The 11,201-nt window shown below is 35.8% G+C and carries 14 protein-coding genes and 1 tRNA gene; 6 read left to right on the forward strand and 9 right to left on the reverse strand.

Annotation, left to right across the window (positions count from 1 at the left end; genetic code table 11):
* Positions 1 to 107: 107 nt before the first annotated feature.
* Together G4D63_RS01700 and G4D63_RS01705 are read right to left on the reverse strand one after the other, a co-directional pair.
* Complete coding sequence (locus G4D63_RS01700) at positions 108 to 1,013, reverse strand: chemotaxis protein (RefSeq protein ID WP_163177054.1); 906 nt, start codon at positions 1,011 to 1,013, stop codon at positions 108 to 110.
* A gap of 432 nt (positions 1,014 to 1,445) precedes the next feature.
* Positions 1,446 to 2,096 (reverse strand): glycoside hydrolase domain-containing protein, encoded by a 651-nt coding sequence (locus G4D63_RS01705; protein ID WP_163177055.1) that lies wholly within the window; start codon positions 2,094 to 2,096, stop codon positions 1,446 to 1,448.
* A 177-nt stretch (positions 2,097 to 2,273) separates the two neighbouring features.
* Between G4D63_RS01705 and G4D63_RS01710 the strand changes: the two genes are divergently transcribed.
* Complete coding sequence (locus tag G4D63_RS01710) at positions 2,274 to 2,675, forward strand: hypothetical protein (protein WP_163177057.1); 402 nt, start codon at positions 2,274 to 2,276, stop codon at positions 2,673 to 2,675.
* A 30-nt stretch (positions 2,676 to 2,705) separates the two neighbouring features.
* Here the strand turns inward: G4D63_RS01710 and G4D63_RS01715 are convergent, their stop codons facing one another.
* The 3 genes from G4D63_RS01715 to G4D63_RS01725 form a co-directional block, all read right to left on the reverse strand.
* A complete protein-coding gene (locus tag G4D63_RS01715; protein ID WP_163177059.1) occupies positions 2,706 to 3,980 on the reverse strand; it encodes an ATP-binding protein in 1,275 nt (424 codons plus the stop codon).
* Between the two features lie 81 nt (positions 3,981 to 4,061).
* Positions 4,062 to 4,144 (reverse strand) — tRNA-OTHER (locus G4D63_RS01720).
* A 170-nt stretch (positions 4,145 to 4,314) separates the two neighbouring features.
* On the reverse strand, positions 4,315 to 5,541 hold the full coding sequence (locus tag G4D63_RS01725; RefSeq protein WP_163177061.1) for a PLL family lectin: 1,227 nt from the start codon (positions 5,539 to 5,541) through the stop codon (positions 4,315 to 4,317).
* A gap of 218 nt (positions 5,542 to 5,759) precedes the next feature.
* Here G4D63_RS01725 and G4D63_RS01730 point away from each other — a divergent pair, with 218 nt between their 5' ends.
* Entirely contained in the window at positions 5,760 to 5,921 is a 162-nt protein-coding gene (locus G4D63_RS01730; RefSeq protein WP_163177063.1) for a hypothetical protein, read from the forward strand.
* A 51-nt stretch (positions 5,922 to 5,972) separates the two neighbouring features.
* On the opposite strand, the gene G4D63_RS01735 is transcribed toward G4D63_RS01730, so the two are convergent.
* Positions 5,973 to 6,260: an OsmC family protein gene (locus G4D63_RS01735; protein WP_163177065.1), complete on the reverse strand. Its 288-nt coding sequence runs from the start codon at positions 6,258 to 6,260 to the stop codon at positions 5,973 to 5,975.
* A 164-nt stretch (positions 6,261 to 6,424) separates the two neighbouring features.
* On the opposite strand from G4D63_RS01735, the gene G4D63_RS01740 reads away from it, so the two are divergent.
* The gene (locus G4D63_RS01740; protein WP_239585841.1) at positions 6,425 to 6,646 is read left to right on the forward strand and encodes an IDEAL domain-containing protein; all 222 of its coding nucleotides are present in this window, start codon (positions 6,425 to 6,427) and stop codon (positions 6,644 to 6,646) included.
* Positions 6,647 to 6,684: 38 nt separating this feature from the next.
* Positions 6,685 to 6,927, forward strand: a complete 243-nt coding sequence (locus tag G4D63_RS01745) for an IDEAL domain-containing protein (RefSeq protein WP_163177067.1) — start codon at positions 6,685 to 6,687, stop codon at positions 6,925 to 6,927.
* A 37-nt stretch (positions 6,928 to 6,964) separates the two neighbouring features.
* Here the strand turns inward: G4D63_RS01745 and kynB are convergent, their stop codons facing one another.
* Positions 6,965 to 7,588 (reverse strand): arylformamidase, encoded by a 624-nt coding sequence (gene kynB / locus G4D63_RS01750; RefSeq protein WP_163177069.1) that lies wholly within the window; start codon positions 7,586 to 7,588, stop codon positions 6,965 to 6,967.
* A gap of 14 nt (positions 7,589 to 7,602) precedes the next feature.
* The gene (kynU, locus tag G4D63_RS01755; RefSeq protein ID WP_163177071.1) at positions 7,603 to 8,874 is read right to left on the reverse strand and encodes a kynureninase; all 1,272 of its coding nucleotides are present in this window, start codon (positions 8,872 to 8,874) and stop codon (positions 7,603 to 7,605) included.
* Positions 8,875 to 9,262: 388 nt separating this feature from the next.
* Between kynU and G4D63_RS01760 the strand changes: the two genes are divergently transcribed.
* Positions 9,263 to 9,445 carry a DUF6954 family protein gene (locus G4D63_RS01760; protein WP_163177073.1) on the forward strand — a complete coding sequence of 61 codons (183 nt, stop codon included), beginning with the start codon at positions 9,263 to 9,265 and terminating at the stop codon, positions 9,443 to 9,445.
* A 71-nt stretch (positions 9,446 to 9,516) separates the two neighbouring features.
* Positions 9,517 to 10,686: an FtsW/RodA/SpoVE family cell cycle protein gene (locus G4D63_RS01765; RefSeq protein ID WP_163177075.1), complete on the forward strand. Its 1,170-nt coding sequence runs from the start codon at positions 9,517 to 9,519 to the stop codon at positions 10,684 to 10,686.
* Between the two features lie 77 nt (positions 10,687 to 10,763).
* On the opposite strand, the gene G4D63_RS01770 is transcribed toward G4D63_RS01765, so the two are convergent.
* Entirely contained in the window at positions 10,764 to 11,039 is a 276-nt protein-coding gene (locus tag G4D63_RS01770) for an alpha/beta-type small acid-soluble spore protein (protein ID WP_163177077.1), read from the reverse strand.
* Positions 11,040 to 11,201: the final 162 nt, after the last annotated feature.

Consider the following 11,201-nt stretch of genomic DNA (forward strand, 5'->3'; position numbering starts at 1 on the left):
CTTAGGTTGCCCCTAATCTACTTAGGTTGCCCCTAATCTCCACTAACAATGAGCAAACAAGCACTTGATTGGACAAAGTTTGTCATTAGATTATTAAATCAGCTAACTTATAGAATAAGTTGGTCAATAATTTGGACAAGCTCAGCAATCTCAGGTTTACTAACCTGAGCATCTGCGCCTACCTGTTTCCCCTTATGCTGTTGGTCGTTTGTAATAAGAGAAGAGAAAATTACAATCGGTAGTACAGATAGCTGGGGATCATCCTTCACCTTTTTTGTTAAATGTAGACCATCCATTTGGGGCATCTCAATATCTGTAATCATGATTTGAAGTTCTTCTTTAATTTCCTTATTTGTCTTTAATTCCTCTAAATAAGAAAAAGCATCCTTTCCATTTTCAAAAAATTGAAGATTATTGTAGCCTGCCTCAGATAATGTATCCTGAATTAATTTTCTTAACAGTGGTGAATCCTCTACTATCATAAGTTTCTTGGTTGAACGCTCTCTTGTACCTAAAGCAGATAACCGGTCTTTCGTTATACCAGAAGCTGGATTGATATCCACTACGATTTTTTCAAAATCTAGTAGAAGAATCATTCCGTTCTCTTGCTTTACAACACCTGTAATTTGGCTTTCTAAACCATTGTACATGTCAGATGGTTTTTCTATTTGATTCCATGAAATTCTGTGAATTTGGGATACTGAATGAACATGGAAAACCATTTTAGTTTTATTAAATTCAGTTACAATAAATTTATCTTGTTCTGTTTGTTCAGTGACAGGATAACCAAGTGCTTTTGCCACATTAACAACAGGAAGTACCTCACCACGAATATCAATAATTCCTTCAATATTAGGGTGTGACCGTGGAATCTTCGTGATTGGAGCAGGCTGGATAATTTCTTTTACTTTAATAACATTAATACCAAATGTACTATCAGCTATTGTGAATTCAACAATTTCTAACTCATTTGTCCCGCTTTCAAGCAATATACCTCTTTGATTATCAGTCATTATCATACGCATCCCTTCAATGTCTTCTTTATTATTATATCGACACGTTTCGACTTTGTTTGCATCGTTTTATTAAAATATATATATATTTTGTGAAAATGTTTATGTGGGCCTGGTTCTCTTCCTACTGATGATTACCGAGGGTATATATCTTGAAGTCAGTAGACGATTCTAAATTATAAAGAACAAAAGGGGCAAGCGCCCTGTTTAGCCCGACAAGCAAATGTTCCTTCGAGAAAAAAGGGCGGGTTTCCCCTTTATTCTCGAAGGAACATTTGACCTAGGAAAAAGTAAACTCCCTTTTTCCCTCGAGGGGCTGGGCGTTGGAGCTGGATTACTCTACACTAGCCTTATTTATCCACTAATGATCAACTTTTATAATTTCCTAAAAAATAAAAAGGGATTTGTCCGGTGACAAACCCCTCTATCTCATTAATATAAGTTTTGCAATACTCGTTCATCTGCTAAATTTGTATCAATTGGACAGATATCAGAATCTCGGCCATATTGCCACAGCCATACATTTGCCTTACATTTTGGAGTAGCCGGATTGAATCTTGGAGCGTTACGCTCTTTTGTGACACCTACTTCCGGTTCTGCACTCCATAAAACAGTTTGTACAGCAACCTGGTTATTTTCCTTAACCGCTTGACAATAGGCTGCCCGAAAGCCTCCCTTTACTGGATCATTATAAATCCCTACACGATAACCACTTGGATAGACGCTTTCCACCCATCCTTTAATCCACTCACTATCTACCCCGAAAAAATTTTCTATATTTGCAAAAAGTATTGTATCTTGTGGGATCCCTAGTCTTCTTGCATTAAATACAGCATTTCTTGCAGCAACTCTTCCTTTGTCGTAACCAATTGCTTCGGTAAATACATTATAAATCGGTAAAATTTTTATTCCCTTTGACCGAATAAAAGTTATTTCATCCTTGGTTAGTCCATCTGATACATTAGGAACATCTGTCAAATATCGTCCCCAGTATTTAGGAGTCCCAAAGTTCGATACTACACTAGAATATAAGGATTCTGTAACTCTAGCTGCTGAATCAACACCCCACACCTTACGCGCCATTTCCCCACATCCTTCACCTTTAACTAGTTCATATATATGTCTGGTTAAGGTTGGTTCATGTATAATTGTGCGCTCGCAACATATTAGTACCACTATGATATTAATTGTATAAACAAAATAGTTGGATTCATACTAAGATAAGACCCCAATCTTGATCATGGAAAGGATTAATCAAATATGAATAAACTAGTTGTAATGATGACTGTATTTTTAATAGCAGCGGGATGCAATGGTGTTAATCCCTCTCCCCCAGCTGAGGAATTTACAACAAACACAAATGCCAATAACAATGATGAGCAGCAAACAACTGACGAGCAATTAGTTGATTTTAGAGAAGATGCACAGGAGGTAAATGACACTCTATCTGTCATTGAGGCAGAATCACTTGTCCATGATTATTTAAATTTAGAGGCAGGTAGTGACACAATCGTAATGTTTGATTCTAGACTTGAAAATGGAGATTATTTAATTAGCGTATTTGATTTGTTAGAAGAAAACAAAGGGACAGCTCAACATAAAAAAGAGGGATTATACACGGTAAACCCAGACACTGGTGAAATAAAGAAATATAAAAAATAGGTGATTTATAACAAAACCTCTAATCTTAAATTAGAGGTTTTGTTTTCGTTCTGTATAATCTGTACACGGTAATATGATCGTTACCTTTGTACCAGTATTAAGATTACTATCGTACTGTATTTTCCCGTTCATTTCACGAATTAATCTATTTGAAATCATACTACCTAATCCAGTTCCTTTTGTTTTGGTGGTATAGTAAGGAAGCCCGATTTTCTCAAGCTCCTCTCTGGTCATTCCTTTACCACTGTCTTCAATTATAATCTCTACGGTCTCTTTATTTTTACCGTGCGTTACATTTATATTTACGTAACCTTTTTCACTAATTGATTCAATTCCGTTTTTCACGAGGTTTAATAAAGCTTGTTTTAAGTGGCTTTTATCTGCGTTCACTCTGTATGCCTGACTTATATTGAGAGATAGCTTCACATTTTGATAAGCAGCCAAGGGTTGCAGAAGGTCAATTGCATTATGTAGCACTTCGTTTAAATCCACCACTTCAAGCTCAAATTTAGTAGGCTTTGACAATGTTAAATAATCCGTAACAATTTTATTTGTCCGATCTAATTCTTCTAGTATGACCGGATAATATTTTTTAAATTGCTGGTCCTTTGTATCTTCCCCTAAAAATTGAATGAACCCCCGTACTGTCGTAATCGGATTTCTTACCTCGTGCGCAAATGAAGCAGCCATCTGACTTACAGTCGCTAACTTATCTAAGTAGATTGCTTCTTCTATATGTTGGTTTGAGACAATCATTCTTTCTATAACTAAGATCAGACTGAAGTATGTAATGGTAAAAGAGAAAAAATAAATCAAGTAAAAATGAAAACTTAAAAAATCAATTGTAAAATAAATAATGGTTATATATGGCACCATATACGACACTAATATTAGTGAAGAAAACAATAATTTATGTTCCGATTTAAAAAAGGCTCTACGAAAAATTATGGCTACTACAAATGCAAGTACCGTGACTAACAATCCAACAGTAGCAAAACTACCGCCAATTACAAACAGTCTGAACAATATAGAAAAGCTCGTACAAATAACCCCTGGAATCAATCCACCATACAGGGTCGTAATTATAATGACGAGCATTCGCAGATCAAAGTTGGTTTCACCAAGTGTCTCGATTGGATAAATCATACATAAGAAACTTGCAAATGAACCTATGATCCCATATATAATTCTTTGCTGAAAAAGAAAAGACCTCTCCCTCCTAAATGGAAAAAATAAATTTGCATTAAAGGTAAGAGAAAACAAAATCGTGATATTTACAACTAACGGCTTGATGATAGATAACATATACAGCCTACCTTATATAGTAATTCTTACATACTATATTATCTATTAATCTCCATTTTATCTACTAATAGTTTGAAGGAAAGGACTTGATGGGAGTCGAACCCACAAGATGCATAGTAATTAGCAGGTAACTACTAGCCGCTCTTCCGTTGAGCTACAAGTCCATACTAAAGTATTTCCTGTTACTGTAAAACCTATACAAAACAATTTACTATTAATAAGACTTGGTTAGCACCAAGTCCCTGTATGCAAACATAAAAAAGAGATGCAACCTTTTGCATCTCTCTTCATCATGTCTGTCGGGCTAGAAAATGAACTCCAAGCTTCTAGCCAACTATGACTTAGTTTTATAAATTAATCTTTGGTTTTCACCTCTAGCATATACTTCTATTCCTCTTCTACCTTTTGCTATAGCTGATGGTTCTGAAGTAAGATTTCCACCTAGATTCACCCATTCACTCCAGCTGTCACCATCCCATGTCTTTTGAATGAGTGTGTTGTTCTCTCCTCTTGCGTATACTTCAATTTTATTTGGACCAACTGAAGCTGCACTTGGACTCGAGGTTAACACGCCTCCTAAGCTCTCCCATTCACTCCATGCAGAACCATTCCAGTATTTATGGTATAAAGAGCGATCTTGCCCACGTGCAAAAACATCTAATCGATTGGATCCCCAAGAAACCACGGCAGGTGCTGACGTTAATGTCCCACCTAACTCGTTCCACCCACTCCAACGTTGACCGTTCCAATACTTGTGGAATAGACGTTTGCTAGAACCTCTCGCAAACACATCTAATCGATTTTCTCCCCAAGAAGCAGCCGCTGGTGAGGAAGTTAGCTGTCCCCCTAGGTTTTCCCATTCACTCCACTCTTCGCCAGTCCAGTACTTGTGGTAAAGAGCCTGATCATCTCCTCTTCCGAATACGTCTAGACGGTTTGGCCCCCAAGAAGCTACTGCTGGTGATGAGGTTAAACTACCCCCAAGGTTCTCCCAATTGCTCCAATCTCCACGTTCACGGTAGGTACGATATAAATTTTGACCTCTACCTCTCGCAAACACCTCCACTCTTCCATTGAGTGCTACAGCGGCTGGTCCAGATGTTAACACCCCACCAACAGACTCCCATTCACTCCAATCCTTTTCTGGCTTATAATCGAGATTTTCCAATGCTACGACAATTACCCTTTTTAACACTTTTTCAATCACTTGATCAGTTACACCGTATGCCCCTAAAAAGGGAACGACCCAGTAAAACTGATTTGTAAATTGCTTATATAGAGTGTTTGCTTTTTGATTAATGGAACCCGTAGCTTTACTTGCATTTGTTATAACGAACTCGATGACTAAACGAAATAGATATCTGGAAATTCCGCGATTAATATTAAATTCCTTAAATTCATCTGCTAATTTTTTAAGGTCTTCTTTACTAGCATTCCATACATTTTTTAATTCCTCATTAGGTTGTCTGGAAGAAACAAAGTAATAATAATTTAAGAACTCCTGTTGACCTGGCATGTGAGTAGTTGGCAAAGCTGTATTTGAATGAGGTGACTGACTCATGTGTTTACTACCCCCGTTTCATTTATGACAGAATTTTATCCTACTATCATGCTTATGTAACAACTTTATCTTTTATTGCTCTTTTTTAAGTTCTAAGCTTGACCGTTATTGCGAGGGTAGTTACAAACTACATTTCATTTAGGGGAAAACTGGAATATAGATTGAATAGAAACTAGGTTTTCTAACAGACTAATAATTGATAAGGAGGTGCTTTTCTTATGGATAAGTGGAATAACCAAGTTGCACCAAATAATAATTTATCAGCTGCTGATATTGAAGTTTCAGAACTTGCATCTGAACATGAGTTTTCAGAAGAGCTTTCAGACGGAATGGAACGAAATGAAAATATAAAAAAATTACAAAAAGATCATCAAAAATAACACCTCCAATTGGGGTGTTATTTTTTCTTCTCATTACATTCATAAACCCAATTATATAATCTCCCAATTTTGAATCATCTTTACGTTAGCTGCTTTAAACTGATTATAAATTGGACACCTTTCTTCTACTTTTTGCTTTAATGTAATTATTTCCTCGACATGAAGTCCCATCGATTTAGCTGCCGCAAACGCTGTTATACTTTTACATGCTGCTACCGTACCTAATATAGCATGCAAAGGAGTGGGACCCTTATCTTCACCACCTACCTTAGGTTGCACTTGATTATAAATCTCCGTACTAATTCCTGAAGCTTTACTGTTAATGCTATAAGTAACCATTCTTGGCATCCTTTCCATCTCTTTTTTACTATAATAAATAGGTTTAAACTCCATACATTTAGGGTAATTAATTAAAAATAGGGATATTTCTAAATTTTCTAAAAAATACTTTACTTTACATGCGTTTTGACCGATAATAATAAAAAGGCAGAGGAGGAATTACCTTGAAACATTATGAAGAAAAGCCCAAAAATGAACTTATGGTAGTCTCAACGAACCCGGAAGAAGTAAATGAATATTCCCTTGCCGCACAAATGATTTTAGAGAAATCACTCACAAAATTTAATGTGCAAAGGTTAATGCAGAAGATTGATGAGGCCTTAATACAGGGTGATAAAGAAACCTTTATAGCACTATCCAAGCAGTACAACCAATTATTAAACTAATACTTCAACCTATATATTAAACAGATGAGGTGAGCCTGATGAAACGACTAAAAAGAGAATATAACATCATAACTAACACTCAGCATAAATTTTTCTCCTACAAGCTAACGAAAGATCAAGAATTTTCGTTACAAATTCAGGCTTCTCTATTCTTAGATGAGCAATGCTTTCTCTTTAATAAAAAAAGAATCGATGAACAAGTAAATAAAGCGTTAATGGATAGAAACGAAGAACGATTTCATGAACTATGCCAAACCTATGAAGCGTATCTTAAAGCTTAGTATTAAAAGAACACCTACAACAGTAGGTGTTCTTTTTTCATGTTATTTCTCTAATCACAGCTCTAACAGGACTTGCATCTGCATCTTTAATGGGCAATGGAATAGCAATGAGCTCATATAAGCCTTCCGTTATTTGATCCAACACTAATCCTTCAAGGATATGAATATCATGAGCCGTCAGCTCGTGATGAGCAGCAAGATCCTTACTATCGATTGGGTCAACAGATGGTACATCTAGACCTACTAACTTTATTCCTTGATCTGCTAAATAACTTGCAACACCTTGTTCAATATAGGTGATGGTAGTAGGAAATTGCTCTCGATTACTCCAAGACATGGTTTTAAATAGAACGATTTGTGTCCCATTGATTTCAACTTTCTTTAAATCTTCTACCTGAATAGATTGTTTACCTACCATATCAATGATTAAAGCTCTTCCTATATAACGGTTGATGTCCAAATCTAGTACTTTTTTTCCTTCGTTATCAAAATGAAATGGTGCATCTATGTGCGTCCCAGTATGAGTACTCAATTCAAGTTTCCCAACGTTTACTGATCCTGTTTGAGTTTTTGTCCAGTTAAGTGAGAATTGAAAATTCGTATCACCTGGCCAAACAGCGGTATTTGAATATAATGGCTGAGATATATCAATCCAAGTCATGGCTCCCCCTAAAATTATGCGATAACATTACGCGTATTTTTAAATTTCTTATAGTCACCTTGAACCATAATTTCCTTTAAAACCTGTACAGCTCTCCATACCTCTTCATACGATGTATAAAAAGAAACAGGTGCTAATCGAATGAGACTTGGCTCACGATAGTCAGGTATAATTCCGTGGGCCTTCAGCGCTTTGCAAATACTCGCTGCCTCAGAATGATGTAGACAAACATGTCCTCCCCGTTTTTCATCAACTCTAGGATTAATAATTGTAAAATCTAAGTTTGTAAGCTCTGAATCAATAAGCATCATCAAGAAATTAGTAAGCTGTAATGATTTTCTTCGGATCTTATCGATTCCTGCTTCCTCAAAAATCTGTAGGGAACCGATGATTGGGGCAATACTTAAGATATGAGGCGTACCAACCTGAAAGGCACCTGCATGATGCTCATAATTCAACTCATGCTCCATATCAAATTGCTTGTCTTTTTTTGAACTAAACCAACCTGAAATTCCTGGTTCGACTCCAAAGTGTTTTTCGTTAACATATAACCCACCTACCGAGCCTGGTCCACTATTTACGTATTTATAATTGCACCAAAATGCGAAATCTGGCTGAATGTTAGCAAAATCATGGGGAATGACTCCAATAGAATGCGCTAAATCGAAGCCAATAAGAATTCCACGTTCATGAGCTGCCTCAACTAGTTTCTTCATATCCAAGAGCTGTCCACTACGATACAGAACCGAAGACAGGATAACTAAACTTGTATTCTCATCCATTGCCGCAATAAGATCATCTTCATTTAGAAGATAGCCATCATTACTTTTCACCTGAACTAAATGCTCTTCAGGAGACAATCCCTTCAGTTTAATTTGACTTTTCATTGCATAGATATCGGATGGAAACGTTAATTCGTCTGCTATAATTTTCGTTCTTCCTGTGGAAGGATTATAGAAGCTTGCAATTAATTGATGAAGATTAATAGTTGTTGAGCCAGTTACAATTACCTCATTTTCTTTTGCGCCAACTAATCCTGCCATCTTCGAACCGAGATTTTCAGATAGAAAAAACCAAGGATTTTCTCCGTTCATCCAACCTTCAATTGCATGCTCCTTCCAGCTTTCTAACATATTTTTAACACTATCTTCTGCTCGTTTGGATAATAAACCTAACGAGTTACCGTCTAAATATATAATGCCTTCTTTTATATAGAATTCGTTTCGATATGTTGATAGTAGATCTTGTTTGTCCAAATCCTTTGCAAAATCTAGAGTGTATTGCATAATGGCCTCCCTGTATAAAATAGATTCTTTACTTTACTTTACTAAACTATTGTCCTATTAGGGAAGTCTAGTTTGGATAAAATATTTTTCTGTACTGGTTATATATAAGATAAAAAGTATCACATATAGTCTGTCTGTTTACACATACTTTGTTATAGGTGTTGTTCCATTGACTCCAACCACTTATTTTCTGCTCTAGTTACACTACTGTATATTCGGAGAAACAATACTTTATAAAAAGAACAATCATTTGAATAAATTAAGAAATTTAGCTATTAGTCATTAAAGTTTTACTTTCCTTTATAATACTTTTTCATTATACCGTGTAACTTTTCCCAAAAACTTCCGTTTATTATTATAGGCATGTTGGCGAATGGAGGTTTTTCTGGTGAAATGGGTTATTATTTTGACCTTTACCATTATTTACTTGTTAATTACGTTTTTCGGTTTGGGTCCTGTATTATTAGCTGATGGCTCTATACAGGAGAGAGTCATTACATTAGCAGTTGTGCTTCTACTTTATGTCATTATTACGATCATTTATCGATCTTTACTTAAAAAAATAAAATAATACTTTACAGTCTTTTAAGTCATTGCGAAAATGAAGGTTAGATTACTATGATTTAAAAGAAGGGATAATGAATGAATTCTTCAAAGGAACCGACAAAATTTGATTATGTACTCGCCTTTTTATTATTTTTATTATTTTGCGCAAGTTGCATTGCGATCTATAGTGCTCAAACTACCTCTGCACAATATGAGGAAAACTTTTTACTCAAGCAAATCGTTTGGTATGTCGTCGGTATATGTATCATTGGTGGGATTATGGTATTTGAACCAGACCAAATCAGAAAGCTTTCTTGGTATTTATATGGCTTTAGTACCTTTATATTAGTTATACTCTATTTTGCTCCTTCATCTATTGCACCTAAAATAAATGGCGCAAAAAGTTGGTTCAGTATTCCTGGATTTGGTTCCTTACAACCATCGGAGATAACAAAAGTATGCTTAATCATTATTTTAAGTCACGTTATTTCTAAGCATAATGAGAAAAAACAATTTGCATCGATTCAATCTGACTTTATATTATTAGGGAAAATTATCCTCGTCGCAATCGTTCCGATGGGTCTCGTTATGCTTCAGCCAGACTTAGGTACTACACTTGTGCTAATGGCTATTACAGTAGGCCTCACTTTCATGTCAGGAATCTCGTGGAAAATTCTGTTTCCTATTTTCACTACAATTGTTGTTGCAGTAACCGGTATTTTCTATTTAGTTCTTCGTGCTCCACAGCTTTTGGAGAAATATCTAAATGTAAGACAGTACCAATTCGGGAGAATCTATTCATGGCTGGATCCTTATACGTACAGTAGCGGAGACGGCTATCATCTGTTAAATTCCTTAAAAGCCATTGGCTCTGGTATGCTGACAGGAAAAGGAATCGGTGAAAACGAAGTCTATATTCCTGAGAATCATACAGACTTTGTATTTGCAGTTGTTGCTGAGCAATATGGTTTTATCGGTGCAACAGTTGTAATCTGTTTATTATTTCTGCTTTTATACCATATAACAAAGGTAGGCTTGCTATCTAATTCAGATTTTGCCTCCTATATTTGTGTGGGTGTCATATGCATGATTGGATTCCACGTTGTCCAAAATATCGGAATGACCATTGGTCTTTTACCGATCACAGGAATACCACTACCCTTTATTAGCTACGGAGGTAGCTCATTGATCGGTAATATGTTTGCAATAGGTCTCATTTTTAGCATTAGGTTTTATTACAGAACCTATATGTTTTCAGAAGAGTAATAGCCAGATACCGGATTATCGGTATCTGGCTTTTTTAGAAATCCAATAAGTCATAATTATCCCTAACTAACTGCTTTTTATTTTTGTGAACCCATTTGACTTTTTGCTCTCTTGATCAGCTCTGAGACCATTTTCCCACCGATGGGTCCCCCTACTTTCCCTGCTTGTCTAGAAGTTAACTCACCGTTGTCTCCCTTTTTAAGAGGTATCCCTTGTTCCTTAGCAACTTCCATTTTAACTGAATCTGGATCATTATTCTTTATCTTATAGTCTTCCTTGCTCATGACATTGACTTTTAACTGATCCAATCCCTCTTGTGCTCCGGGAACAAGTGGCTTTCTTCTTTTACTCATTACATAAACGCCTCCTTTTGAAAAAATAATATCGAAAATCACAAAAATAAAGTATCTCTGTATTGACTATTATTTTTTAGGTTTGGTAATATTATGTATTATAGTAACGATGACGGATTAATAGTAACTATTCCACTCTTGTATAGCGATTCGGGGACAGTG

Source organism: Bacillus mesophilus, assembly GCF_011008845.1.
In the GTDB taxonomy this organism is placed as follows: domain Bacteria; phylum Bacillota; class Bacilli; order Bacillales; family SA4; genus Bacillus_BS; species Bacillus_BS mesophilus.

What these genes read in the sequence shown, in the direction of transcription:
- G4D63_RS01700 (WP_163177054.1), bottom strand. Translation starts at nt 1,013, where the DNA reads ATGACTGATAATCAAAGAGGTATATTGCTTGAAAGCGGGACAAATGAG.
- G4D63_RS01705 (WP_163177055.1), bottom strand. Translation starts at nt 2,096, where the DNA reads ATGGCGCGTAAGGTGTGGGGTGTTGATTCAGCAGCTAGAGTTACAGAA.
- G4D63_RS01710 (WP_163177057.1), top strand. Translation starts at nt 2,274, where the DNA reads ATGAATAAACTAGTTGTAATGATGACTGTATTTTTAATAGCAGCGGGA.
- G4D63_RS01715 (WP_163177059.1), bottom strand. Translation starts at nt 3,980, where the DNA reads ATGTTATCTATCATCAAGCCGTTAGTTGTAAATATCACGATTTTGTTT.
- G4D63_RS01725 (WP_163177061.1), bottom strand. Translation starts at nt 5,541, where the DNA reads ATGAGTCAGTCACCTCATTCAAATACAGCTTTGCCAACTACTCACATG.
- G4D63_RS01730 (WP_163177063.1), top strand. Translation starts at nt 5,760, where the DNA reads ATGGATAAGTGGAATAACCAAGTTGCACCAAATAATAATTTATCAGCT.
- G4D63_RS01735 (WP_163177065.1), bottom strand. Translation starts at nt 6,260, where the DNA reads ATGGTTACTTATAGCATTAACAGTAAAGCTTCAGGAATTAGTACGGAG.
- G4D63_RS01745 (WP_163177067.1), top strand. Translation starts at nt 6,685, where the DNA reads ATGAAACGACTAAAAAGAGAATATAACATCATAACTAACACTCAGCAT.
- kynB (WP_163177069.1), bottom strand. Translation starts at nt 7,588, where the DNA reads ATGACTTGGATTGATATATCTCAGCCATTATATTCAAATACCGCTGTT.
- kynU (WP_163177071.1), bottom strand. Translation starts at nt 8,874, where the DNA reads ATGCAATACACTCTAGATTTTGCAAAGGATTTGGACAAACAAGATCTA.
- G4D63_RS01765 (WP_163177075.1), top strand. Translation starts at nt 9,517, where the DNA reads ATGAATTCTTCAAAGGAACCGACAAAATTTGATTATGTACTCGCCTTT.
- G4D63_RS01770 (WP_163177077.1), bottom strand. Translation starts at nt 11,039, where the DNA reads ATGAGTAAAAGAAGAAAGCCACTTGTTCCCGGAGCACAAGAGGGATTG.